The organism is Chitinophaga sedimenti, assembly GCF_023156195.1.
GTDB lineage: Bacteria > Bacteroidota > Bacteroidia > Chitinophagales > Chitinophagaceae > Chitinophaga > Chitinophaga sedimenti.
The window spans coordinates 1078023-1102606 of record NZ_JAKUKA010000001.1; the positions used below are offsets into that span (position 1 = coordinate 1078023).

Consider the following 24584-nt stretch of genomic DNA (forward strand, 5'->3'; position numbering starts at 1 on the left):
GTGAATATTTCCAGGCGTTCCGGAGTTGGTCGTTGCCGCTACCGGCAGACTGTTTAGGATTCCGGCTTTGCCGCAAAAGTTCAATGAAAAAGATGTGGAGATGTGATTGAATGACGTGTTCAAATTGTTCCTGTTTGTTATTGTATTCATCCAACATACTTTGCAGTATCACGGATAGCTTATTGAAGCTTTCTGTTTTAACGGGACAGTAATGTTTATTACTTACGCTTCGAAATACCTCGCTGGCAGCAGTATTGGGAGGAGTGTAGAAATCGGGACTGAATTTGAGCAGGTAGCCGGTGCTGCCTGATCGCAGGGTGAGTTGGTGTACTTGTCCCGGCCGCATAAAAATACAGAAGTGTCGCTAACAGGGTAAGGAGTGAAGTCTATTTGATGTTCGCCTGTTCCTTTTTTCAGTACCAGGATAAAGAAGAAGCTGTGACGGTGCAGTGGTTGTATCATATCTTTTTCACCTAACAGCGCTTCTATCTGCTGTATGCTGAAGTTGCCACGTAAAGCTGGTTCAACTATATGTCTGATCGGGACTTTCTTCACGTATACTACGTTATTCCGGGTGTAAGATAATCATATCGGGGCGGTTTCGGGTACTTCGTGGCCCAGGTTCGAATCCAGTCATCCCGACAACAAACCCAAACGCCCGCCAGATCCAAATCTGACGGGCGTTTTCAATACACTACCACCATCTACAGCCCCGACACCTCGATCCACTTCGCCGTATTCGTCGACGTCGTACTAAATATCGCATCCTCCCCACTCACCGTATCCGTAATAGAGAAGTTAACAAGTATCTTCCCCGATACAATCGTAAGTTTAGAACGGGCGATGGCCATCTCCACTACATAACCAGTATCTGTATCGCTATCCTGCGCAATGGTGCCCTGGTACGTAGCCCTAATGTTAGCCTGCGGATTTCCCGCAACCCAGCCACCATTATATCCATTGGTAGATACCAGTCCGCTGTGAGAAACAACGAAACGTCTTGCGCCATTGGTTAGTTGGTTGTTCGTGGTAACAGGGGCAATCAGTAGGGTGGCAATGTCTCCTGACGCAATTTTTTCATCCAATACCTCGATCAGGAAATACACGCTGTCGTTATTGGCAGCAGCCCTGAGCGTAGCCTGCGCCTGGGATTTTTCACCCACGAAAAGCGCCTCATTGGTGTTAGTCCATTCTGAACTGTTCCCGTTTACTTGTATGGTCTGTGCTTTTGCCGGATGCGGTGGTTCAATATAAATTTCGCAAGTTTTATCACACTGCTGCCAGGGTTCGGAAACACGCCAATCAGCTGATGACTGTTCTCCAGTTCCAGTGAGCCCCAGTATCCGCCGGTGAAAGGGGTGTAATCATCGCCGAAGTTATGAGCAGCGGTATCGCCCATTTTCAGGTGAAATCCATTCGAGCGGTTGTAGGAAACCACTGTTTCTCCCGAAGGGAATTGCCTGATATAGGGCGCGCTACCAGGGAAAGCCATGTCGTGGCGGTCGGCCGGACCTTCCTGGTTTACGTTCAGGTGGGTCCATTCGCCATCTGTTCCGGAGTAAGCAAAGGATATGTAATAACTATTGCCCGTGTTGGCTTCCATCGCGGCAGCCAGCTCGTTCCTGTTGTTAAGTTTTATCACCGAAGGCATCTGGTTATTGAAAAAGTGTTGCCATTGTACGTGTACTGGGTGCGCAACACGTAATAAGGGGCAGCGCCGAAGCTGGGCGTCCAGGTAACGCCGTTATCGTTGGATACGACCATATCGGTGCCGGTATCTGTTCCTATGACGGCTGTGCGGGCTGCATCCGTGAAATAGCATTGGATTTCACCGGAAGGTAACTGCAGCAGGTACGGTTCCCAGTTCACGCCCTGGTAAATCTGGGCCGCAGTGCTCCATGTAACGCCGTTGTCGGTGCTGCGACGTATAGCGAGACCGGCATCGAGCGGCTTTTGCCGGTAGCCGGAATTGGCCCGGTAGGAGGCTACTGCCAGAATGTCTCCGTTGGCAAGCACCAGTGCATCACCGTTTGAAAACCGCCGCTCATTGGCCAGTCCGTCCTGGTCGGTAATAGCATAACTTTTAAAAAGCTCGTTTTGATACGTCCATGTTTTTGCATCGGGACTGGTGGCATAACGTACGCTGCCGCCTATCTGGTTGTTATGATACAGCATCATGTAACTGCCGTTAGCCAGTTTCTTTACGCGGGGATAGTTGGGAGCCGTAACACCAAGTGAAGTCTGGCCGATGGATACATAGGTCCTGAAGTTCATTTTGAGGGACGACCGCGCAGTAGACGTGGCATGGGAGTTAATGGGGGATACACCCTGGTTAAGGTCCTGGATGGGGGTGATGGCCAGCGTGCGGAGCGATAGTTTTTCATCGTTGCCGGTACTTTCGGGGAAGTACCTTTTTACAGGCTCCAAACAGGAAAGCTGCCGTTGCCAGCATAACAAAGGTGCTCATTGCATCATTTTTTAGCTTCATTTTTTTTTCTTTTTGATGTTATAGATGTCGCACCTGTAACTGGTTTTAACAGGCACGGGATTTCCAGGTGTAAACACGTCAGTCATCCCCGTTTCAAGGACGCATCGCATAAAAAATAAAGAGAATTGAGGGCGGGTTACGCGGATGTCAATTCGGAGAAATAAAATGTGAGGTACAAATTGGTTAACACAGTTCTCTTCACAACGTGGTGATTCAAACTACAAAGAAATACAGGAATGAAAAAATTGGATGTTAGGGGAATTCTGCTATTTTATAATGTAAATGCGTATTTCAGCAGGAGGGTTCTCACCCGCAGCGGCAACTGGAATGTAGACAATTGATTCGGGGTAAGGTTGATCTGTTTATAAACGCCCTGGTCCAGCAGGTTGATGCCCACCAACTCAAAATAGCTCTTCCATTTTGCAGGCGTGTACCTGATATTAAAATCCAGGAAACCATTGATGATGGCAGGTTGCGTGGATTGCCGGTACGCCGTGTAATTATAAGTGATGCCGTACAACACTTTTTCGGTCAGGTTATGCTGCCATTCGCCCTTGGCTTTTAGGAATCGGGTAGTGTTGGAAACCGCTGTTTGTTCATTGATGAATTGTCCCGCTTCACCGGTCACGGAGAACGTGCCGTCAGCAAACAGTTTTTTCCTGGCGGTAACGGCCACGCTCATGCTATAGGAGCGGAACGGCGATATTTGTTCATTGTAGTAGATAAAGCCTTTCTGCAAACTCAGGTTGCCAAGCGCGGAAACATTGGTAGCGAGGGAAAAAGGTATTTGGAGACATTCCCCGTTAACGCATACTTCTCCGCATCGTTTTTGAAATCAATGGCGACAGATTTCGTCAGACCGCTATCAATAGTGTACGCTGTAATGAAGTTCTGCCTGGTTTTATCGTAAGTGAAATTCAATCCGTAGAAAAGCATTTTAATAGGCTTCCTGTACGAATACCGCGCACTGAACGACGTTACATCTGTTTTGGGCAGCGGTGTATTATTATAATTATACTGCCGGTAGTTCACGAGAATAGTTCCCGGGTAAATATCATTCACCTGTCCAAATTCCGTCCTTTGCGCATACCGGATCGTCGCTTCGCCGTATTTGCCAATGTGGTTCCGGACCTCAGCTACGGGATTAAGCAGGAACGATTTATGCGCTTCTCCTTTATATTGAATAACGTTGTGGGTAGGATTAGCCTCCGGGCTAACCGAGCCTTTCTTCAGCAGGTAAATGGCCGATACTTTACCATACAACTGGAGGTTCGTAAATGTAATATCGTTCGAGAACCGGCTGCCCGCGTGCTTCAGTACATGGTTGCTGTCGGTCTGGTACAGGTCCGTCTTAAGATGATTTTGTTCGTAAGACATGCCCAGCGCACCGGAAAGGATAAGTTGATCGATCCGGGTTTTATAAGTAGCGGATTGATTGATGAAAATGCTTTTCGTCTGCACCTGCTGGTCAAGCAGATCTTTGCCCGGAACAACTGCCAGCTGCTCGCTCAGCTTGTTGTATTGCAGCACCGAGTTGTATTGAAACATATTATTCGTTCCTACCGCCTTTACCAGGTTGGTTTCATTGCTCAGCGAAGTGTAATCTGTGGGCTGCTGTTGCCTGAACCCCGATCCGTTCTGTACCATGTTACCCTGCCTGTCCCATTTCGGTATATCTAACCTGGTGGCCGACATCAGGTACATCGACTGGCTGTTTTTCTCTACCTGTGATTGAACCTGCCATTGGTTAAGATGAAAAACGTTTCGTTGTATTTCATCATAACTGATGGTGTCTGCATTGGGAAGAAAGTAGGAGTACAGGTTGTTGTGCCGGTACTTTCGCTTCAGTTGAAGCGTGGCCACATTCAGGCGTAACGACCAGTCATCATTGAATTTGAATAAAGTATTAACGTTCGCCGCGTTATCGTTATTCATTAAATAGTATTTCTCCGCAACGCCGGGCTGTGTTTCATTTTCCATGGAAAGGTAGGGGCGGGGCGTCATTAAATTGGGCTCGTTGCCGTTCGAGGATACGCCGATATCCGCATGCTCTTTTTCCAGGTTCTCGCCGATGTTATTTACTTTAAGGTTGTTGATGCTTTTTATCTGCTTTTGAAAGATAAGGTTGTTCAATTGTGCGGTATAAGCGTTGTTGCCCAGGCCCACATCGCCGGTGTTGATCGTCATCGTGCGGGCGCTGTCGGTAAGTTTAAGGTTTAACGATACATTGTTGGATACTACGTACCCGTTAAGCGCTTTTATGGGTTGGTCGCGCTCAATCACCTGTACCTGCTCAACAGCGCCAACGGGCACGTTGTTGGTGGCGAGCCGGTATTTGCCGCCTAACAGATTATCGCCATCAATATAAATATTATTGATGCGCTTGCCATTATAACTGATCGCCCCCTTGTCATCCACCTGTATGCCGGGCAACCTGCCGATCAGATCGGCAATAACACGGTCGTTTTTATCGGCAAATGCCTTCACATTATACTTCAGCGTATCGCTATCGAGCGATATTTTATTATTTGATTTGATGACTACTTCCTGTAGTTGTTGCGCCGCATTTTTCAGTGTAATAACATAGGGGCCGGAAGATAGCGGCAACATAACAGGCTGGTAGCCCAGCGCCGTTACCTTAATGGCCGGTGTTCATTACCGCCGCTATACGTACAGTTGAAAACGCCCTTTTGATCGGTTCTTTCAAAAGTAATACCTGCTCCATCCTTATCGATGATCGTTACCGATGCGCCATTAACAGGCCGCCCCACACTGTCTTTCACAACGCCCGAAAGGGTATTTTGTGCGAATAGCAGGGTGGGGAAGCACAACAGGCAGATAAATACAAGCAGGCGTATGATAGACAAAATGTATTAGTTCGTTAATTCCAGCGGATAATTGACACCGGGTTTTTTACGGGCTTTCGCTTGTGTATCGCCTTTCACATCCACCTTGTCGATGGTCACGTCGCCGCCGTTAGCTCCGTCGGCATTCAGGCTTTCGCGGTATGCTTTTTCCATGCGGTCATATTCTTTATGGGTGGTAACAGTGGCGTCGGTGGGCAATTCCAGGGAAATATCGCCGGGCAGCGATGCGCCTAACGTTATTTTGGTACAGGTGATTTTGATTCGCTGGCTCGCATCAGAGGCTTCCATAATTAAACCAGGCAGGCCCTGTAATTTCCAGGGACCAAAGCTCACCGGAATATCGGTGGTGAACCATGCGGTGTATTGTCTGCCTTTGCAGCTGCCGGTAGCTTTCTGGCACGTATAACCCAGTATTGTTTTGGTTTCTTTTTCTATCTTCCAGTCGGTCTTTTCCGGGCTTCCGTAATCAAATAATCATTATCACTGAAAGGCTTGCTTATATACAATGATTTATCGGCTGCCGAGGTGTATATCTTTTCCGCGGTCGAAGGAACGAGCAATCCCATGGTGATATTATTGCTGCCGGCTTTTGTAGCGGCTTCGATCTGCGCTTTGTGAGCAGCATCCTGCAGCTGTTTGGTGTAGCTGGTGTACACGCTCTTCCGGTCATTAAAAGCCATCTGGAAATCTTCCTCCCAAACCCGCCATGCATTGGTGGTGTCGCGGATGTGCGACAAATGATAAATAGCAACACCCGAAATTTCATTCCTGCTGATAAATGAACAAAGGGAGCAGAGCAATAATGCAGGGGCGAGTAATTTTATATAGCGCAGCATAATGTCGTTATTGTTGATGTAAAGAACCCCGGAACAATGTCCCGGGGTATATAAACAGAGAAAAACCATTTTCGTGATATAGGCCATCAATTAATTAGAAGCAACCGCCACCCGCGTTTGCATAGCCACAAGCGTAGTTGTACGCGGTAGTAGCCATGGATGCAGTTGATACGGAGTTGCCGGCAGATACATACACAGTAAGCGTGCCGCCACAGTTGTCATGGAATGTAAAGGCGATCTGGCGACGGAAAGCGCTTTCATCTCCTTTCATTTCAATTACTTTTACCGTGTTTTTGGTGTCGGCCGATACCTTCGTTGCTGCTGCTTTTTTCGCAGTAGCAGGGGTATTAGCGTAGGCGCCGATAGCCATGAATGAGCATAACAATGCAATAGACAGACGTTTCATCTTTCTTTTCTTTGTTTGATAAAATAAAGGTGGAAATTGGCGGGTTTACTTACTAGAAGCAACCGTTTGAACCCAGTTGGCTTTCTGCGTAAGCATAAGCGGTTCCGAACAGATCACCGGGTGTTTTGTTATGGCCGCCGGATACCCATACGGTCATTTTTGTACCACAGCCATCATAGAATACGAAAGACATCTGATAGCGGCGGAAAAGTCCTTTTCCAGCTTTGGTGTCAACGGTCTTGTTGTTTTCTGAAGTGGTGGTTACGGCTACTTTTGTTACTGAAGGCGCGGATTTTTTAGCGTTTACATCCTTTGCGGACGCGCTGAAGCCGATCGCCAGGAAGGCCAATGCGATAGATAATTTTTCATGATTTCCCTTTTTGGTAGTTAAGCGATATATGGTCCCGAACATAGGAGCATGGTCATCTCTCTATTCAGAACAAATTTAAAAGTGTGGGCTGAAAACACAAAATTTAATTCTCACTAGTGAGACATAAAGGTAGTTACCATTTGGAAACTACCCTGTCGGAGGCAGGATTTGGGTAACGGTATTTGAAGATGTATCTGCCAGATATACAGGGACTTATAGAATAGTGTAGCCATCATGGCAATAGTTTTATACCTTTGCCTCCCAACAAAAGGTTATGTTAGAAAATTTGAAGATAGGTATATTAGGTGGCGGTCAATTAGGTGGAATGCTTTTAAGGCACAGCATAGATCTTGGCCTCAGCATTTCGGTTTTGGATAAAGACGAAAACGCGCCTTGTGCACGCAACACTTCCTCCTTTTTCCTGGGTTCTCCTACATCTTATGATGATGTTTTAGCCTTTGGTAAAGGCACGGATGTGATCACGATAGAAATGGAGGCCGTAAACATTGATGCTTTAAGGGAACTCCAACAGCAAGGCGTGAAGGTTTTTCCAACACCAGATACAATCAAGATTATCCAGGACAAGTTTACGCAGAAGCAATTTCTGCAGTCGCATAACATACCGGTAGTCCCGGGCGTCGCGGTAGAAGGCAGGGCTGATCTGCACAAATTTGAAGATAAGTTACCCGGCTGCCTGAAAAAAGGCGCGATGGCTACGATGGCTATGGCGTGATGATGGTAAGAACAGTCGCCGATATCGACAAGGCCTTTGAAGCGCCCTGCGTACTGGAAGAGCTGGTGAATATTAAGCATGAAATAGCCGTTATTGTAGCAAGAAACGAGCATGGCGCCATTAAGTGTTATGATGCGGTAAAGATGATATTTTCGGAAGAAAAGTTTGTGCTCGACTTCCGGGAGGCGCCGGCGCAGCTGGAGACTGGCATACTGAAGGAAGCCAATGCTATGGCCGAAAAGATTGCAGATGCCATCGGTCTCGTTGGTATTCTTGCGGTGGAAATGTTTGTTACGAACGATAATCAGCTGCTGGTAAATGAAATGGCGCCACGCCCGCATAATAGTGGTCACCATACGATTGAAGCGAGCATCACTTCACAATATGAACAACTGCTCCGCGCTATTCTCGGCATGCCGCTGGGCGATACTGCGTTGCATAGTCCTTCTTTAATGTTGAATATCACGGAAACCGAGGCACTGGCTGCTGACCGTACCGGCAAATTGCAGCAGGTATTGAACGTACCGGGCGCACATCTTCACTGGTATGGCAAACAGGGCGGTAAGCCGGGACGTAAAATGGGCCATATCACTGTAACAGATACCAATATGGAAAGCGTGCTCGCAAAGGCTGAAACAATTCGGAAAATTTTAAATTAATAGATATGAAACAGGTAGAAGTAGGCATAATCATGGGCAGTAGTTCTGATGCGCCTATTATGCGTCAGGCAATAGAGGTGTTAAAGAAGTTCGACATTGGCTATGAATTTAGCGTAGTGTCTGCCCACCGCAGCCCCCAAAGAATGTTCGATTATGCAGCCAGCGCTGAAGGGCGTGGACTGAAAATCATTATTGCAGGTGCGGGTGGCGCTGCTCACCTTCCCGGTATGGTGGCTGCTATTACCACGTTGCCTGTAGTGGGTGTACCTATTAAATCCAGTAACTCGCTGGACGGCTGGGATTCCCTGCTCTCTATCGTACAAATGCCCGGCGATATTCCGGTAGCCACTGTTGGTGTAAACGGCGCAAAGAACGCGGGTTTACTGGCGGTGCAGATCCCGGCTACGCACAATGCGGAACTCAGGGCGCAGCTGGCGCAGATGAAGAAAGAAAACAATGACAAGGTGACGAAGATGAATGAGACGTTAGAGCAATTCTAAAAGATAATAAAGGTGAAAAGCCCTGCAGTGTTTAACATTGCAGGGCTTTTTCGTTACAGCGTTAATTCCCCCGTCTCCATATCCAGCGCCGTGGCTTCCGGCTGCTGACGCGTAATGTAAGGGATCGTCGTGACCATATGCGCCTGCATGGCGTTCTGTGCTACCGCCCCGCCGATTAATCCTCCACCTACTGCGCTCCACAGCATGGCCTGGTTACGGCGGCGCGCCTGTTGCAGGTAATTCGATATCACAAATCCGTGGCCACTCTTTTCAATCGGAAACACTACATCATCCGTGCAGCGGTATAATTCGCCTTTCAGGCAAAAGCCCCAGGGATGTTCGATGGGCGTTTTAGCTGCATCATCTCTGAATGTTTTTATTCTTCTTTTTATATTTTCCACTTTAAATGCCGTGATAGAAGGGTTGTTCGCTTTGAACTCTTCGAAGTTGGCATACACACCATCCACATAGGCTGCATCCCGGAGGATGGGCAGCTCCCGTGCCGCCAGCTGCGCCTTCTTAATGTCGGCTTTGGGCTGCAATGCTGGCTGCGTATTTAATAACGCTACACCTTTGCTAAGTGAGCTGCTGATCAGCAGATTGACGGCTTTAGCAATATTCTCATCATGTTTACCGGTAACATCCATGCCGCCGCGCAGCAATACCGTGTCAAATGCCTGCACGAAAGCGTACTCCTGGCCGTTCGCTGAGATGTAGGCATCTGCTTTAACACGGCAGAAGGCTTTTTCGCTCATCTGGAACGTGCGTTCGTTGATGCGTATGTCCTTTACGGCGAGCAGCAGGTGTACGCCCGAAGCTGTCAGTTTACCGCCATATTCCTGTTGAATGTATTGTTGCAGGTAAATACCGTGCGGCAATGCCGGAACGGCCTCAATTCGTTTATTCATCATGCCTACCTGCACAAACCCTAGCCGTGCGGTATCCCATTGTACCGACATGATTTCTATCGCCGCCACCTTTTCAAGTTGCGGTGTTTTCATGCTATATGTTTTAAGGTTGATGAATTTGGGCCTGTCGCCGGTGCTGTCGCGGTATGTTGGATCTGGGCGCGAACAGCCTGCACAAACAGTGTTGTGTATAAGAGCAATTGGAGAAGCTTCATGGTAGTGGGTTTTGCGAGATCTAAAATAGGCTTTTTCGGTATTGCCCGTTTCCTACGAAAATGTTATACGGCTGCCGGAAAAAATGGAAATGCAGCCGTTCATTCTGCAAAAGACCTCGCTAAATTCCTGGCATATGTTGATGGGTTTACAGTACGCCCGGATATCATCACCAGCCAAAGTTTAACGACAATGGTGACGACTTCTTCCGCAAACGCCGGTTAAAGAATCCAACGAGTTTAAATAGCTGTTAAAGTCTGCTCACGACGGGCGGACTTTTTACCGCGGCAGGGTTTCGAGGTTATTCAACAGAAGGTGTTTAAATCAACTTCTTATTTTAAAATATCAATCAAAATCAAACTTTATTGATATTTATTCAAATAAATATAATTTTCATTGAAAAATTTGGAATGAAACGCCAAATAATTGTATGTTTGCATTATCGAAAGAGACACACATTGTGGGATGATGAAACTGGCAGACATGCCCTCTTGTCTCGGGGGTGAGGATTACGGGATAAACCAGCGTATAAGCACTAACCATTACGTTATTGTACGTCGGCTAACTGCCTCGTGTAGGTTCGACTCCTACTCCTACAGCACCGGAACCGGAAGCGATCGCTTCCGGTTTTTTTATGCCCGGCAGGCAGATCCTAAGAGGATCGTAACTGGATCGTAACTAAAACCTTACTGAAACCCAGTAAAACCAGCTAAAGTTAGTTACAGTTAGTTACAATTCAGTTACGATGGTCTTATGATCCTCTTAGGATGGGGGAGCTGTTATTTGCAGTTCACCACCCGGAAAACCCGTCGCCACCAACCCGGAAACCCGTTGCCACCAATTGGTGAATTTTTGGAGGGGCATGATGTGTTACTTTTGAAATGTCAGCAGGGAAGAAGTACTGAAAAAGGCCGCCGTCTCCGGCAGCCCTCCTTTTGGGGCCAGCAACAACGCCGGCCGCACATGTAAAACAGTACTTATTCGCCCAGCCACTTTTTAAATTCGCCTGCTTTCAGCCGGCTCACTATAATATCTTCGGGGATCTCTGGTTTCACCTTTACTTTCAGCTTCCCGCTAAACCACGATTGTACCTGCTGTATATGCCGGTAGTTCACAATAAACTGCCGGTTGATGCGGAAAAACACGGTGTTGTCGGTTTCCTGCTCCACTTCGTCCAGGCTTTTCGTGATAAAGTGGTCCGTGTTGTGGATCGTGCGGATGCAGCACAGGCGGTTCCGGATGTAGAAATAAGCAATGTCTTCCACCGGCACCGAAAACAGCCTGCTGCCTGCACGGGCGAGGAAGCGTTGGGCATAGGTGCGGGGCATGGTTTCATGTACGATCTCGATCCTCGGGTCGATAGTGGAAACGAGTTCCATCAACCGCCTCGCGGCTGCCATTTCATGGTCCTTGCAAAGAATTTTCATATAATTCGCTGTTGTGTTGTTAGATGGATGATCCATGAAATTATAACAGCGTCGGCAAACGACGGGGAGTTTCCTACCAACTGCGGGAAATGGCTACGAACTGCAATATTTGTCTACCAAATACTCAATAAATCAGTTTTTTAAGTTGATGGAGATAATTACGGCTCACGCTGATTTCGATGCCGCCATGTAATAAAATAAACGTGCGCGATATTTCGCGGTAGACTTCTTTAATGTGGTAGATGTTTACGATATACGACCGGTGCACACGCATGAACCGGCGCGGGTCCGAGCGTTTTTCCATCGCGTTGATGCCCTGCGAACTGAGATAGGAATCGCCCGCCGTGTAAATGCGTGTATACTCTTTTTCGGCCTTGAGGTACAATACCTGGTGCAAATCGAGGCTGCGCAGGCGCCCGGGCAATTCTACAAATATTCTTGCCGGCCAGGCCCCCTGCTGCATCGGCAGGTTCGATGCCAGTTCGTATAACGCGTGTTGGTCCGTGCGTAACCGTACTTTTTCTACCGCCAGGTCAAAGCGTTGCCTGGTATAAGGTTTTAGTAGGTAATCCACCGCGTTCAGCTCGAATGCCTTGATCGCAAAGCGGTCATAAGCGGTAGTGAATATGATCAGGGGTACGTGGGTAATTTCCTGCAATACGGAAGCCGTTAAGGCCGGGCATCTGCACGTCCAGAAATACGAGGTGGGGTTTGTGGGTGTTGATGGCTTTCACTGCTTCCAGGCCATTCTCGCACTCCTCCGCTATCTGCAGCTCCGGGTGGGCCGACAGGTACTCCCGGATCAGGTAGCGTGAGGCCTCTTCGTCGTCGATGATTAGTACGGTTTTGATTGACATGGTATTGCACTGGAATGAAAAAGTAAAAGATCAGCCCTTTGGGCATATTTTTTTCTATGTGGATGTTTTCGTTAAACAACAATTGCAGCCGCCGGCGGATGTTTTTCAGTCCCACGCCACCGCGCTGTAACAGCTCCTGCAGGTCACCTGCGTAACCCTGTCCCGTATCCGCCACACTGATCTTCAGCCGGTCGCCCTGCCGCTCAAATGATACCTGTATGCCGCCACCTTCCACACTATCTGTAATCCCATGCCTTATGGCATTCTCGACCAGTGGTTGCAGTAACATGGATGGTACTGCCAGGTTGGCCAGTCCGTCCACTGTTGAAATATGATACAACAGCCGTTTTCCGAAGCGATGATGCTCCAGCTCCAGGATGGTGCGGATAAAGTCTGCTTCCTCCGCCAGCGTTACCCATTCGTGGCTGCTTACGTGCAACGCATACCTGAAAGTATCTGCCAGCCGGGCAATCAGCTCCCGCGTACGTTCCTGTTCGGCCGGCACACTGGCGCTGATGGAGTTGAGGGTATTAAATAAAAAATGTGGTTGTATCTGTGCTTTTAATGCATTGATCTCGCTGTGATAGGCGAGCGACGATAATTCCTTCTCCCGCTTCAGCTGCGCTTCCCGCTCTTTAAAAAAGTGATAAAGATGCATTACACTGAACAGTTGCAGGTAAAACAAGACGTTCGGTCCCGCGTTATACAACACCCGCCAGGCAGTGAGCGGCTCGTGCCCGGCGATGGGGTTGTATACCACGTAGCATAACAACCAGGTGCCGTAATACAGCGTTGCCGTGAGTACATGCAATGCTATCCGCCAGCGCAGCACTGCCCCAGCAAACAGCCGGAAATGCAGCCACCAGGCGGGCAGGGCGGCGACCGACATAAAGATGCAGTCGACCAGAATTTCCAGCACGCTCCGGAGCGACATGTTCCCGGAGAGCAGTTGCGGCAGCGTGTACAGGCCGCTGATCGACAGCACGAGTAAAAAGAAGATCGCTCCTTCCACCCATGTGAAGCCCTGTCGCCAGGCGCGCCTGGACGAAGAGGGGACCGTGCTGCCGTTGCCAATACGTTTGCTCATTGCCGGATTTGCTGCTGGTTTAACCAGGCCGCAAAATAGGGGAATGGCCTAAACATGAAAATGCCGGTCGTTTAAACCGGCATTCCATCTGCTTTAAATGCTTTATTTCGATTTGAATTGTTAGAGCCGTACCCGGTAAATGGCGTAGGGGCCTGTACGTTTATCCTCGCCCTCGTTGTATTCCGGCTGCTCGTGTATCCGCGATACGCTTACGTACAAATAGCCGCCGTCCGAAATCGTAAAGCTATCCGGCCAGCTCAGCCTGCGGTCTTTAATTAACGTTTGTTTCCTCAGTTGCGGGGTGATGCGCACGATGCTGTAGTTTTGCATATCCGATAAATAGAGATTGCCTTTTTGATCAAAGATCATCCCGTCGCTGGCGGCAAAACGCCCAAGGTCTTCAACATGTCTTTCCAATTCGGTTTCACTTAAACTGCCATCGCGCAGGTACTGTGTTTTGATACGATAGAGTTTGTCGTCCGTCAGCGGTTTGTAATACAGCCAGTCACGGTTGGGCGTAAGCGCGATACCATCGGAGTTCATCTTCACTTCTTTCCCAAATCGGGTCAGCACTTTACCATCAATTTTAAACGTATAATTCGGATCTGATATCACAGAGTAGTGATTTTGCAATACCTGGCGCGCCTGTCCGGTCGTGAGGTTCAGTACAATAATACCGCCTTCTTTACTATTGGTGAGATAGGCCATGTCGCGCTCCGTATCTACCTGTACATCATTGAGGTATGCGTTCGGACTGGCGATGCTGTCGAACGAATAGGTGCGCAACATTTGATTGGTGGCCGCATCTATCTTCACCAATTTGTGGCTGCCATCTACTACGCCCTGCATTTTTGGCGATGCCGGGTCCACGACCCACAGGAAACCTTCGTCGTCTTTATAAACCGCCTGCACACAAACCCATTTATTTTCCCCGTTCTGGCCGGGCGCCCAGCTGTTCCAGGTTTGGTCCGGGTAGGGGGATGACGAATGAACGCCTGTGACCTGCACCATGTCGTACAAATGTGTGTCCGACCAGCGGGGGTAGTTTGTAAATATCTTGCCGGCCGCTACGGTAACGCCCGTTAGCTGGTAGGTGGAATCTTCATACACTAATTCAAGCCGGTTAATTTCTACGTCGTCGTCATGACAGGAAGATAGCATCGCGGTAGCCGCGAATGCGAGTAAAAGTCGGGTTTTCATTGCACGGTGTTTAACTGAATGCAACATCAAACCGCGCGCCACCGGAATGACGGATTTATATAGCCGCCTGTCACGCCACGCGTTAGCCCTGTGCTGTAGTAACAAACTGATATACAGTCGTCTCCGTTTCCGGGGAAATATTTTCCAGCTTGTTTGAAAATTACCATTAGTTTTGCTACGCAATTCTCCCCGATGAGGTTCTTATTTCACATACCATCAGTCTGATTAAAACCGCCCCCAAGGGCGTAACCTACTTATGTTCCGGTGATTTTTCGCCGGACGGATACCTCATTTCCATACTCAGATAATTAAGGCTATATGCGAGCGGATTACTTCCCGTTTGAGGGAGGCTATTGCAAAATAAGGACCGCCAGGCGCAGGAAGCGCGCGGTAAAAAAGGACTTCGAAAAACAATTGATCAATCTGCATAGAGAACGGCGGCGGCTCGAGCGACTACGCGATCTGCAACCGATGGTGCAGTTGCCCGAACCGCGGCAACATGGCTGGAAGCGGACGTTCGTATTGTGTTCGAGCATAGCCCGAAGTGAACATGCGCCATTCTGGGAAGCATTGCTGGCGAAGATTAACACCGTACAATACTGTGAAAACCGCGATTTTGCAGTGCATAATGTAAAGCAGATGGCGCAATATGCCTCGCAGCGTTTGCGGACGTTCACGCATCCCCGGAATGAAGATGCAGCTTGTCTCACCACCGCCGAGCGCAGGCATTTTGCATATGCAAATTGGGGCTTCGGTATGCGCTATGCTCTAAAGAAAACATGGCGATATGAACTGCGGATAATGCCCAACATTGTTACCCATGTACGGCGCCGTGACGAGGCGCTGGAGCGGCAATACGAACAACTGGAGCATTTTATTGATCATCATGCACTGCGTCACCTGGTGCTGAAGTTGCAGGATGGTTATGCGAATGCGCAGTTGCCGGAGCGGCGGGAGCGTTATCCTTTTAAACAAAAACAACTACACAAAATAGTCGCGGAATCGCGACGATAATATCTATCCGATGAGATACTTATTTCACATACCCGTTGTCTGATATTTTCAAATAACTGTAGTTGTTCCGGTGATTTTTCACCGGACGGATATCTATTTCCATTACCCAGATAATTAAGATTGTATGCAAACAGATCACCTGCTGTTTGGGGGAGGCTATTTCCCTGTAAGGACCGCAAGGCAACGGAAACGTACGGCAAAGAAGCATTTTGAAAAGAAAATAATCAAACTAAGAAAAGAGCCGATTAAAATAGCACGGCTGCGAAAGGAGTTGCCGATGGGGCGGTTGGCGAAGCCGCGGCAGGAGGGGTGGAAGCGGACGTGGATATTATATCCGGATACAAAAGGGACCTGGTGGGGATATGGTTATGAACAAGTACTTAAGAATTTCAACACGGAGGAGTACAGCGATAACAAAGAGTTTGACGCAGGTTATCCCCGAAAATCCGGTAAAGGCCTGACCCAACAGCTTGCGGCCATCGAACATTATAAACGACAACACTTTGTAACACCATTCATAAACAAGAAAAAGAATCGCCCGCAACAACGGCGCAACCGCTATCCTTTTAAACACAAACAATTACAACAAATTATAGCCGACGCACGTCACGAATTTGGATGCTAAGAAAATTCAATCTACTTTTGTGTCGCTAAAATTTGATTGTGTAACCCTTAAATACACAATACCCATGATGCAACATACCCACATATCACAACATTATTAGCGCTGCAAAGCAGGCTATTACTTCTCTTTTCCAAAAGAAAAATGAATTCGTTTGCCGTAATGGCAATGGTCTGTCTTTGTGCAGCGTAATTTTTAATTACCTGAACAGGACTTTATTATGCAAACAGATACAACGCTGTTTGAGGACGACTATTGCCTTACCCGTAGCGCCAGGAGGCGCGAAAGAGCCCGCCGATGGCACGCAGACAAGGAACTGCTGCGCATGGGAAGAGAGCTCGACGCGCTGTATTCGGAGCGTCGTTATCTGCCGCTGGTGCCGCTGGATGTACCTAAACAACATGGCTACAATCGCACTTTTGTAGTGCGGGAAGATATCCTGCGTAGTTACGATGGCTTGTTTTACAGCACACTGCTCACGAAGATCAACACGGTACAATGGTGTCGGCAGCCCCATCACTTTTATACGTATAGTGGAAAAAAGTGGAGGAAACGCAAGCGACTGCATCATCATCCACAGGCGTTGCGCAGTTTTACGGAGCGGGAGTTTAATAGCCCCGATTGTCCGCTTACTTCCGCAGAAAAGGCCCTGTTCCGACCCATTCCACGGCGTTGGCGCGGAAACGTATGGCAGGGCGAATCGATCGTATACATCCTCAAAGATGATCAGGCTTTTGAATTGAAGATCGTACCGAATATCATCACGCACGTAAAAGCGCATGATAGTGTGCTGGCAGCGCGCATTAAGGAGCTGGGCGATAAGATCGGAATAGCCGGTCCCGCGCGCGGACGCTATTGCCGGCTTCTTGGCGGTGGCTATCACTGGTGGAGCCGGGAGGAAATTTACCCCGATCGTTACCCCTTTCATAAAAAAACAATGCCGCAAAAGCTTGCATTAGCAGCGGCCGAACAAATCGAACAACCATGAACAAGTTAATCATACAAATCAGCTCCGGCCGCGGCCCCGTTGAATGCAGCAGGGTAGTAGCCAAAGTACAGGAGCTGATCATCAAATCCGCCCGCAAAGCGGATATCAGCATCGCCGTGCTCGACAGCACACCCGGCGATCATAAAGGAACATTGTTATCCGCTACATTAATGGCGGAAGGCGATGAATTAAAAGCATTCGTCAGCGAGTGGGAAGGCACCATCCAGTGGGTAGCGCAAAGTCCCTACCGCCCGATGCATAAGCGTAAAAACTGGTTTGTAGGGGTAGCTGCTTTTGATGTGCAGCAACTCATGAACTGGAATGAAAAAGACGTGGCATTCGAAACCTGCAGGGCCTCCGGGCCGGGCGGACAACACGTCAATAAGGTGGAAACTGCCGTGCGTGGTACGCACAAACCTTCCGGCATACAGGTGCTGGCGATGGACGGCCGTTCGCAATGGCAGAATAAGAAGTTGTGTCTTGATCGCCTGAAAGCCAAGGTGACGGCCTGGCGCACTGGGCAGTTATTGGCGCAGCAACAGGACCAATGGCAGGAGCATAACGAGCTCGAACGCGGCAACGCGGTGAAAACGATTAAAGCGTCATTGTTGTGAGGTCTGTTTTCGATATTCCATGGGCGTAATGCCCATTTTTTACGGAAGATTTTAGAGAAGTAAAAGGCGGATTCAAAGCCGGCTTCCACCGCGATCGCCTTTACCGGCAAGTCGCCCGCGGCGAGTAATGACCGGGCTTTTTCCATTCGCAGGTCGAGCAGGTACTGATGCGGTGGCATGCCGGTTTGTTGTTTAAATACTTTCCGGAAACTCGAATAGCTCACCTGCAATTCGGCGCTTAATGCTTCAAAAGAAATATCTTCCGCCAGGTGGGTGCGGATATATAAGCGCGCTTTGGCCACCAGGCCATCGTCTGCGGGCGATTCGCCCTGGCGGCCGAGCGCGTGTATCCAGCCGAAAAGATGTAATACGGCGCCTGCGATCAAGGGTTGATAGCCGGGCTTTTCTTCCCGGCTTTGTTCAATGATCTGCTGGAAGATCTGCGTGAGTTCTTCGCGGTAACCGATGTGCAGCAAAGGTTGTTTCGGCGAGAAGAATTGCCGGCGCAGGAGATTGTCGAGCACAGGGCCTTTGCAGCCGGTCCACCACTCGTCCCAGCCGGTATCGGTATCGGGGCGGTAACGGTGCCATTCAAACGGGAAAAGAAGGAATACGGTTCCGGCGCTCACTGCTGTAGGCGGACAACTGGCCGATTCGAAAATGCCTTTTCCTTTCGAGATATAGATCAATTGAAACTCCTGCAGCACGCGGCCGTTCTCCCATTTAAAGGAATAGGGCGGAGGATGGCCGCCTGTAGGGTAAGTCTTCTGCGGCTCCACGTGGTTGCAGCCCGCATTCAGCACGTACAGTCCCCACTTTTTATCTTCGGCGCTAACCGGCAGGTATTTATAATAATTGGTCATGTTTGTCAAAAAGTAAATCGAATATATCAAATTGGCCATTGCTTTGAAAGCCCGAACAGCCGATCTTCCATAAAATTCCCGATATGAGTACGATGAGCATAGGCCTTTTCGGCATAGGACTGGATACTTACTGGCCGCAATTCCCCGGTCTAAAAGCACGCCTGGAAGGCTACCTGAACATGGTTGCGCAGCGATTGCAGGAACTGCATCCGAATGTCATTAACGGCGGATTGGTAGATAATGCCGACGCCGCGTTCCGCACCGGCAAACTATTCCGCATGGAGGATGTCGATATTATCTTTCTATATATGTGACGACATATGCCTTGTCGTCTACGGTGTTACCTGTTGTGCAACGCGTAAAGGTCCCGGTGATTATATTAAACCTGTCGCCTGCGGCAGCCATTGATTACACCGCATTTAACGCCTTATCCGACCGCACGCAGATGACCGGCGAGTGGCTCGCACATTGCGCTGCCTGTCCCGTTCCGGAGATTGCGAACGTGTTTAAACGCGCAGGTATCCGCTTTCACCAGGTAACCGGTATGCTGTACAACGACGAAGCCTGCTGGCAGGAAATTGCCGGCTGGGTGGAAGCCGCCCGTGTGGCGCACATCATGGCCTATAACCGCCTCGGTTGCATGGGGCATTACTATAGTGGCATGCTTGACATCTACACTGATCTCACACAGCAATACGCGACCTTCGGCGGACACATCGAACTAATAGAAGTAGAGGAACTGGCAGCCTTACGCAAAACCGTAACGGACGGGGAAGTACAGCAACGCATTGCGCGCTTTCATGATGCATTTGAGGTGCAGGCGGATTGTTTGCCCGATGAACTGGAAAAAGCGGCGATTACGTCCGTGGCGTTGGATAAACTGGTGGCGCACTACCAGCTGGGTTCCATGGCGTATTATTACAAAGGCACGGGGAATGCCGATAATGAAACGGCCATTGCATCCATCATCCTCGGCAACTCGCTGCTCACGGCCCGTGGCATCCCCGTGGCAGGCGAATATGAGATCAAGAACGCACAGGCCATGAAGATCATGGACAGCTTTGGCGCCGGAGGTTCTTTTACCGAATATTATGCGATGGATTTCACCGATGATGTAGTGTTGATGGGGCATGACGGCCCCGGTCATATCGCGATCGCAGAAGGTAAAACGCGCGTGCGGCCGCTGGAAGTTTATCATGGTAAGGTAGGAAAAGGGTTATCGGTGGAAATGATGGTGAAACACGGACCGGTCACGCTTCTGTCGGTTGTGGAGGCGCCCGGCGGGGGATTGTTATTACTCGTAGCCGAAGCCGAATCCGTACCCGGCCCGATTTTACAGATCGGTAATACCAACAGCCGCTATCGTTTCGCGATCGGCGCGCGGCGTTTTGTAAACGACTGGAACAGCCATGGTCCCGCGCATCACTGTGCTGTTGGTGTGGGGCATATTGCTGATAAAATATCTAAATTAGGCGCGTTACTGAATATGGAAGTACGCCGGGTTTGTTAACGTTGATGCTTTAAACGCCCGCCGCTCTGGTAATTTCATCCAACACCAGGTGGTAATAGGCCAGGGGAGAGGCATAAGGCAGCACAACAACGGTTACGCCCGTCGCCTGCAACATTTCAAGTTTAAACTTGCTGCTCTCCGCGAATTTATCCGGCACGTAGTAAAATAGCTCATTATTAACCGCTGCTTCTTTATAAAATTTCAGCCGCGCGCGGAAAGTGAGCAGCCACCAAAGATCGGTTTCGGAGAAGTCGAGCGACAGGCCAAATATGTGCACATTGGTCGTGAAGAATAAATCGAGCCACGACTGGTAATTGATCTGCTTTTCGCGCAGCCGGTATTCGAGCGAATCTTTTAGAATTTTATCAGTTTGATACAGGGTGCCGGTCACCACGTAATTCCGCATCTGCTGCAGTTGTCCGCCGTAGTGTTCGTAACCCAGGTTGATGGAGCGCGGGGAGCGGCATTCACCGTGTACATGCCAATAGGTGGTGTCTTCGTGCCTGGCGCAGCGAAATACGCTGTAAAGCTGCTCTTTTACGAGGCTGCTATTGCTTTTAGGCGGCTTTCCTTCGAGAGAATACTCGTAGTTAGTCGTCATGATATGCGGAATACGCAGTGCGCGGATGCGCGCATGAATTTCGTTAGGCTGAATCCGGCTCACTTCTTCCGCGATATACTTTTTCAGCTCCACTTCCTTCATCCTGTTCTTTTGGAGTGAGGTGAGAAATATTTCTTCATACAGCAGCGGGAACGGCTTTTCTTTATGGGGGCGATTTGCTGCTCCACCCCGCAACGCGCGATGATTTTGGTCAGCAGATCGCTCCAGCTGAGTTGCTGGGTGGCGTTGTTGATGTCGTTGCCTACAAGCAGGGAAATGGGGGCATCAGCAGGTGCTTTCTTTTAAAAGTACGCTTATTTGTAACAATACCCGCAGGGCTTTTTATGTCCCGAAGCAATGGCTTCTTTAACAGTTACGGTATCTATACGGTGCGTACATTTTTTCAGTCCCTGGCAAACCTTTTTATGATAGGCATAACTGGTACCGGATTTACAAACATACACTTTATCCTCCGCCGGTCGCGCGAAAAACGCGCATGCAACGAGTAATAACAGTTTCATGTGCCCAAAATAGTACATTGTTTGCGGCCACCACTAGCATTTTGGTGGTAATTAGTAGCACTATCTTAATATGTTTTTTAAAAGATAATGATTACTTTTTCCGCTCAATTTGAGTTGAATATGGATTCCAGAAGGGACTTTCTGAAAAAGGCGGCCCTGCTTTCGGGCAGTGGCGTGTTTGCCGGACTACCAGCCTCCGTACAACGGGCGCTGGCCATCGATCCTGCCCCGGGCAGCACTTTTGAGGATGCGGAGCATGTAGTGATCCTTATGCAGGAGAACCGTTCGTTCGACCACTGCTACGGCAGTTTGCGCGGCGTACGGGGCTTCAACGATCCACGTGCCATTACACTGCCTTCGGGCCACCCCGTGTGGCTGCAGGCCAATAAAAAGGGCGAAACATATGCACCTTTCCGGTTAAATATCAAAGACACAAAATCTACCCGGATGAGCTCTTTGCCGCACTCCTGGGAAAACCAGGTAGATGCGCGCAATGATGGCAAATACGATGGATGGCTGGTGGCGAAACGCTCCGGCAACAAAGACTATCGTGAAATGCCACTCACCCTGGGGTATTATACCCGCGAAGACCTGCCATTCTACTACGGACTGGCCGATGCTTTCACCATCTGCGACCAGCACTTCTGTTCCTCGCTGACCGGCACCACGCCTAACCGTTTGTACTTGTGGAGCGGCACTATTCGTCCCCCGCAAGATGACGACTCGCACGCGGCCGTACGTAATTCGGATATAGAGTATGATTCGTGGGCCACCTGGAAGTCGTTTCCCGAGCGACTCGAGGAGCATGGAGTGTCGTGGCGCATTTATCAGAATGAAGTAAGTATCTCCACCGGTTTTTCGGGAGAAGAAGATGCCTGGCTCGCCAACTTTACCGACAATCCCATTGAGTGGTTCCCCGAGTTTAATATCGGGTATGCGCGCAGTCATATGGCCTACCTTGAGCGCCGCGCCGCCGAACTGCGAAAGGAAATTGCCGCACTGCCGGAAACAGACAAGAAATATGCGGAGAAAAAAGCCGCACTCGAAAAGATAGAAAAGCGCCGCGAACAATTCAACCCGGCTAATTTCGACAAGTTATCAGCCTATCACAAAGCATTGCACGAAAAGGCTTTTTCTACCAATGTAAACGACCCGCATTACCGGGAACTGTCTTCGCTCACCTACGAGGATAACGGGAAGGAGCAAACGATGAAAGTGCCAAAGGGTGATGTGTTACACCAGTTCAGGGAAGATGTGAAAACCGGCAAACTGCCTGCGGTGTCCTGGCTCGTAGCGCCTGAAAACTTTTGTGATCATCCGTCTGCCCCATGGTATGGCGCCTGGTATGTATCCGAAGTAATGGACATCCTCACGCACAACCCGGAAGTATGGAAGAAAACGATTTTCATTCTTACTTATGATGAAAACGATGGGTACTTCGACCACGTGCCGCCTTTCGTAGCGCCGAACCCGAACGACCCGGCCACCGGTGCGGTGTCTAAAAGCATCAATGCAAAAGGGGAGTGGGTAACGCGCGAACAGGAGCTGCGCCGCAAAGACCTCGACTCGCATGAGGCGCGGGAAAGTCCTATCGGACTTGGGTACCGCGTGCCTTTCGTGGTGGCATCTCCCTGGAGCCGTGGTGGGTATGTGAATTCACAAGTATTCGATCATACTTCGCCGTTACAGTTCCTTGAAAAGTTCCTTAGTAAGAAAACAGGCAAGGAGATTAAAGAAACGAATATCAGTAGCTGGCGCAGGGCGGTTTGTGGGGACCTGACGTCGATATTCAGACCTTATAATGGCGAGAAAATAAACCTGCCGGAGTTCCTGGAGCGTAATGAAGTGCTGCAATCCATCCATGAAGCGCGATTAAAACCATTGCCCGATAGTTTTAAAGCACTAACACCGGAGGAAATTAAAAACTTCCGTCAAACACCGTATGCGCCGAAGCAAGAAGAAGGAACAAGGCCGTCTTGCGCATTGCCTTATGAGTTGTATGTGAATGGGAGTTTAACGAAAGATGCTAAAACCTTTACCATCAAGTTTAAGGTGGATGTAAAGCGGTTCAATACCAAATCTGCCGGCGCCGCATTTTCGGTATACGCCAATGGAAAAGTCCGCAACTTCGCGGTGGCAGCCGGGGAAGAACTGGAAGCCGCATGGCCGCTGGAACACGGGAAGTATGCTATCGAGGTATACGGTCCGAATGGTTTTTACCGCGGCTTCAGGGGCACGGAAAAGGATGTTGTTTCGGTACATGTTACCGCACGTTCCGACGGGAAAAGTAAGTATGATAATGTCGCCGTAGGTTTAATGTCATCTGCTAAGGGCGCAGTGGCACTTACGGATAATGCGTATGGTCAACATAGCCGTAGTATGGCCCTGAAACCAGGCAGTACTAACATGAGCGTGGACACGCAGCACTCAAAGGGCTGGTATGATTTCACGGTCAGCGAAGGAAATATGGCATACCGTTTCGCCGGCCGCCTCGAAAATGGCAAAGAGAGCATCAGCGACCCTGCTATGGCGTAAAGAAAAGGGGCTGACCAAAAAGTAATGGTCAGCCCTAATTTATTCGGGTACCTGTTATCGTTTATACGATTCTCAAAGCCTCCATTTTACTTTTGGATCAGCCCTTTCTATTTTTTGATTCCCTGTAAACTCACCCCCATTTCCCCAACTGATCTACGGGCACTTTCCCGTTCAAACTCCCGCTCAATAACACCCGCGCCGCATTTTGCCGTACCCGCATATTCTCCAAAGCATCCTGTAACGCCACACCGGTTGTTACTTTCCACTTCACTAACCGCGAAGGATCTACGTTTTTCAACACGGCGCCCAGGTCAAATACCAACATGGCGTAGAGGTCGTCGGCTACCTGCTGACCGAGCAGCTGGTCCTTATCAAAATGTGCGATGTAGGAGGGGGCATACAGCCGAACCGCGAGGAAACCTTTTGCGTAATTATAGCGGTCGGCCTTTTCAGCAAACTCCTGCTCAAAGATGGCGGAGTGGTGCAATGCCTCCAGGCGTTCCCGCACGAGGTCTGGCCATTCGCCTTCACCTGCCGCGGCGCAGCGCCGGGCAAGGTCTTCCAGGGCCAGCATGGCAAAGCGCGTGGGTTCGCCCCGGATCTTCAGTTCGCGGTTGTTAAGGGTATACAGCAACTCCCGTTTCCGGCAGTAGTTATCAATAACGGTGAGAAACCGCATGTAATCTCTTTGAGAGAAGGATGCGGCCCAATATGGTATGAGGGCCTTCGGGTCCAGTATCGGCTCCATTTTGTCAGACAGTTACA

Annotated in this window: 29 protein-coding genes and 2 pseudogenes; 10 read left to right on the forward strand and 21 right to left on the reverse strand. The window is 49.3% G+C overall.

What is annotated here, in order from left to right; all coding sequences use genetic code 11:
- Nucleotides 1-222: 222 nt before the first annotated feature.
- The 11 genes from MKQ70_RS06255 to MKQ70_RS06305 all read right to left on the reverse strand — a co-directional run bounded on the left by MKQ70_RS06255 (nucleotide 223) and on the right by MKQ70_RS06305 (nucleotide 7009).
- On the reverse strand, nucleotides 223-555 hold the full coding sequence (locus MKQ70_RS06255) for a cupin domain-containing protein (RefSeq protein WP_248069284.1): 333 nt from the start codon (nucleotides 553-555) through the stop codon (nucleotides 223-225).
- Between the two features lie 149 nt (nucleotides 556-704).
- A complete protein-coding gene (locus MKQ70_RS06260) occupies nucleotides 705-1163 on the reverse strand; it encodes a DOMON domain-containing protein (protein WP_248069285.1) in 459 nt (152 codons plus the stop codon).
- 44 nt (nucleotides 1164-1207) lie between these two features.
- Nucleotides 1208-1642, reverse strand: a complete 435-nt coding sequence (locus tag MKQ70_RS06265) for a hypothetical protein (RefSeq protein ID WP_248069286.1) — start codon at nucleotides 1640-1642, stop codon at nucleotides 1208-1210.
- The gene (locus MKQ70_RS06270) at nucleotides 1639-2427 is read right to left on the reverse strand and encodes a sialidase family protein (RefSeq protein WP_248069288.1); all 789 of its coding nucleotides are present in this window, start codon (nucleotides 2425-2427) and stop codon (nucleotides 1639-1641) included. Before MKQ70_RS06270 ends, MKQ70_RS06265 begins: the two co-directional genes overlap by 4 nt.
- Nucleotides 2428-2759: 332 nt before the next feature.
- Nucleotides 2760-3227, reverse strand: a complete 468-nt coding sequence (locus tag MKQ70_RS06275; RefSeq protein ID WP_248069290.1) for a hypothetical protein — start codon at nucleotides 3225-3227, stop codon at nucleotides 2760-2762.
- 2 nt (nucleotides 3228-3229) lie between these two features.
- Nucleotides 3230-5098, reverse strand: a complete 1869-nt coding sequence (locus MKQ70_RS06280; protein ID WP_248069292.1) for a hypothetical protein — start codon at nucleotides 5096-5098, stop codon at nucleotides 3230-3232.
- Nucleotides 5099-5121: 23 nt separating this feature from the next.
- On the reverse strand, nucleotides 5122-5355 hold the full coding sequence (locus MKQ70_RS06285; RefSeq protein ID WP_248069293.1) for a carboxypeptidase-like regulatory domain-containing protein: 234 nt from the start codon (nucleotides 5353-5355) through the stop codon (nucleotides 5122-5124).
- A gap of 6 nt (nucleotides 5356-5361) precedes the next feature.
- Entirely contained in the window at nucleotides 5362-5790 is a 429-nt protein-coding gene (locus MKQ70_RS06290) for a GLPGLI family protein (RefSeq protein ID WP_308199423.1), read from the reverse strand.
- The gene (locus MKQ70_RS06295) at nucleotides 5787-6191 is read right to left on the reverse strand and encodes a hypothetical protein (RefSeq protein ID WP_248069294.1); all 405 of its coding nucleotides are present in this window, start codon (nucleotides 6189-6191) and stop codon (nucleotides 5787-5789) included. The genes MKQ70_RS06290 and MKQ70_RS06295 overlap by 4 nt, the downstream gene beginning before the upstream one ends.
- A 94-nt stretch (nucleotides 6192-6285) precedes the next feature.
- Nucleotides 6286-6597 (reverse strand): hypothetical protein, encoded by a 312-nt coding sequence (locus MKQ70_RS06300; RefSeq protein WP_248069295.1) that lies wholly within the window; start codon nucleotides 6595-6597, stop codon nucleotides 6286-6288.
- A 52-nt stretch (nucleotides 6598-6649) separates the two neighbouring features.
- Complete coding sequence (locus MKQ70_RS06305) at nucleotides 6650-7009, reverse strand: hypothetical protein (protein WP_248069296.1); 360 nt, start codon at nucleotides 7007-7009, stop codon at nucleotides 6650-6652.
- Nucleotides 7010-7241: 232 nt separating this feature from the next.
- Between MKQ70_RS06305 and MKQ70_RS06310 the strand changes: the two genes are divergently transcribed.
- The 3 genes from MKQ70_RS06310 to purE are packed head-to-tail and all read left to right on the forward strand — an operon-like array spanning nucleotide 7242 to nucleotide 8859.
- A complete protein-coding gene (locus MKQ70_RS06310; protein ID WP_248069297.1) occupies nucleotides 7242-7700 on the forward strand; it encodes a 5-(carboxyamino)imidazole ribonucleotide synthase in 459 nt (152 codons plus the stop codon).
- Complete coding sequence (locus MKQ70_RS06315; protein WP_248081101.1) at nucleotides 7700-8359, forward strand: ATP-grasp domain-containing protein; 660 nt, start codon at nucleotides 7700-7702, stop codon at nucleotides 8357-8359. The genes MKQ70_RS06310 and MKQ70_RS06315 overlap by 1 nt, the downstream gene beginning before the upstream one ends.
- 5 nt (nucleotides 8360-8364) lie before the next feature.
- Nucleotides 8365-8859 carry a 5-(carboxyamino)imidazole ribonucleotide mutase gene (gene purE / locus MKQ70_RS06320; protein WP_248069298.1) on the forward strand — a complete coding sequence of 165 codons (495 nt, stop codon included), beginning with the start codon at nucleotides 8365-8367 and terminating at the stop codon, nucleotides 8857-8859.
- 53 nt (nucleotides 8860-8912) lie between these two features.
- On the opposite strand, the gene MKQ70_RS06325 is transcribed toward purE, so the two are convergent.
- The 6 genes and pseudogenes from MKQ70_RS06325 to MKQ70_RS06345 all read right to left on the reverse strand — a co-directional run bounded on the left by MKQ70_RS06325 (nucleotide 8913) and on the right by MKQ70_RS06345 (nucleotide 14551).
- Nucleotides 8913-9860 (reverse strand): hypothetical protein, encoded by a 948-nt coding sequence (locus MKQ70_RS06325; RefSeq protein WP_248069300.1) that lies wholly within the window; start codon nucleotides 9858-9860, stop codon nucleotides 8913-8915.
- 1097 nt (nucleotides 9861-10957) lie between these two features.
- On the reverse strand, nucleotides 10958-11407 hold the full coding sequence (locus MKQ70_RS06330; RefSeq protein ID WP_248069302.1) for a LytR/AlgR family response regulator transcription factor: 450 nt from the start codon (nucleotides 11405-11407) through the stop codon (nucleotides 10958-10960).
- Nucleotides 11408-11531: 124 nt separating this feature from the next.
- Nucleotides 11532-12065, reverse strand: a complete 534-nt coding sequence (locus MKQ70_RS06335; protein ID WP_248069304.1) for a LytR/AlgR family response regulator transcription factor — start codon at nucleotides 12063-12065, stop codon at nucleotides 11532-11534.
- On the reverse strand, nucleotides 12016-12264 hold the full coding sequence (locus MKQ70_RS42025; RefSeq protein WP_372489937.1) for a LytR/AlgR family response regulator transcription factor: 249 nt from the start codon (nucleotides 12262-12264) through the stop codon (nucleotides 12016-12018). The genes MKQ70_RS06335 and MKQ70_RS42025 overlap by 50 nt, the downstream gene beginning before the upstream one ends.
- A gap of 16 nt (nucleotides 12265-12280) precedes the next feature.
- Nucleotides 12281-13351, reverse strand: a pseudogene (locus tag MKQ70_RS06340) (sensor histidine kinase); the annotation flags it as partial.
- Nucleotides 13352-13471: 120 nt separating this feature from the next.
- Nucleotides 13472-14551, reverse strand: coding sequence for an L-dopachrome tautomerase-related protein (locus tag MKQ70_RS06345; RefSeq protein ID WP_248069307.1), 1080 nt, complete (start codon nucleotides 14549-14551; stop codon nucleotides 13472-13474).
- 318 nt (nucleotides 14552-14869) lie between these two features.
- Here MKQ70_RS06345 and MKQ70_RS06350 point away from each other — a divergent pair, with 318 nt between their 5' ends.
- The 4 genes from MKQ70_RS06350 to prfH all read left to right on the forward strand — a co-directional run bounded on the left by MKQ70_RS06350 (nucleotide 14870) and on the right by prfH (nucleotide 17789).
- Entirely contained in the window at nucleotides 14870-15565 is a 696-nt protein-coding gene (locus tag MKQ70_RS06350; RefSeq protein WP_248069309.1) for a hypothetical protein, read from the forward strand.
- A 124-nt stretch (nucleotides 15566-15689) separates the two neighbouring features.
- Nucleotides 15690-16190 (forward strand): hypothetical protein, encoded by a 501-nt coding sequence (locus tag MKQ70_RS06355; RefSeq protein WP_248069311.1) that lies wholly within the window; start codon nucleotides 15690-15692, stop codon nucleotides 16188-16190.
- A 217-nt stretch (nucleotides 16191-16407) separates the two neighbouring features.
- Entirely contained in the window at nucleotides 16408-17175 is a 768-nt protein-coding gene (locus MKQ70_RS06360; RefSeq protein ID WP_248069312.1) for a hypothetical protein, read from the forward strand.
- On the forward strand, nucleotides 17172-17789 hold the full coding sequence (gene prfH / locus MKQ70_RS06365) for a peptide chain release factor H (protein ID WP_248069314.1): 618 nt from the start codon (nucleotides 17172-17174) through the stop codon (nucleotides 17787-17789). The genes MKQ70_RS06360 and prfH overlap by 4 nt, the downstream gene beginning before the upstream one ends.
- 80 nt (nucleotides 17790-17869) lie before the next feature.
- Here prfH and MKQ70_RS06370 read toward each other — a convergent pair.
- Nucleotides 17870-18691: pseudogene (locus MKQ70_RS06370) on the reverse strand (AraC family ligand binding domain-containing protein); the annotation flags it as partial.
- 44 nt (nucleotides 18692-18735) lie between these two features.
- Between MKQ70_RS06370 and MKQ70_RS06375 the strand changes: the two are divergent.
- Nucleotides 18736-18966: a hypothetical protein gene (locus tag MKQ70_RS06375; RefSeq protein ID WP_248069316.1), complete on the forward strand. Its 231-nt coding sequence runs from the start codon at nucleotides 18736-18738 to the stop codon at nucleotides 18964-18966.
- The gene (locus tag MKQ70_RS06380; RefSeq protein ID WP_248069318.1) at nucleotides 18963-20162 is read left to right on the forward strand and encodes an arabinose isomerase; all 1200 of its coding nucleotides are present in this window, start codon (nucleotides 18963-18965) and stop codon (nucleotides 20160-20162) included. Before MKQ70_RS06375 ends, MKQ70_RS06380 begins: the two co-directional genes overlap by 4 nt.
- Nucleotides 20163-20172: 10 nt before the next feature.
- On the opposite strand, the gene MKQ70_RS06385 is transcribed toward MKQ70_RS06380, so the two are convergent.
- Nucleotides 20173-20958: an SIR2 family protein gene (locus tag MKQ70_RS06385; protein WP_248069320.1), complete on the reverse strand. Its 786-nt coding sequence runs from the start codon at nucleotides 20956-20958 to the stop codon at nucleotides 20173-20175.
- A 119-nt stretch (nucleotides 20959-21077) separates the two neighbouring features.
- Nucleotides 21078-21284 carry a hypothetical protein gene (locus MKQ70_RS06390; RefSeq protein ID WP_248069321.1) on the reverse strand — a complete coding sequence of 69 codons (207 nt, stop codon included), beginning with the start codon at nucleotides 21282-21284 and terminating at the stop codon, nucleotides 21078-21080.
- 120 nt (nucleotides 21285-21404) lie between these two features.
- Here MKQ70_RS06390 and MKQ70_RS06395 point away from each other — a divergent pair, with 120 nt between their 5' ends.
- On the forward strand, nucleotides 21405-23819 hold the full coding sequence (locus MKQ70_RS06395) for a phosphocholine-specific phospholipase C (protein ID WP_248069322.1): 2415 nt from the start codon (nucleotides 21405-21407) through the stop codon (nucleotides 23817-23819).
- Nucleotides 23820-23949: 130 nt separating this feature from the next.
- Here the strand turns inward: MKQ70_RS06395 and MKQ70_RS06400 are convergent, their stop codons facing one another.
- Nucleotides 23950-24567, reverse strand: coding sequence for a hypothetical protein (locus MKQ70_RS06400; RefSeq protein ID WP_248069323.1), 618 nt, complete (start codon nucleotides 24565-24567; stop codon nucleotides 23950-23952).
- Nucleotides 24568-24584: the final 17 nt, after the last annotated feature.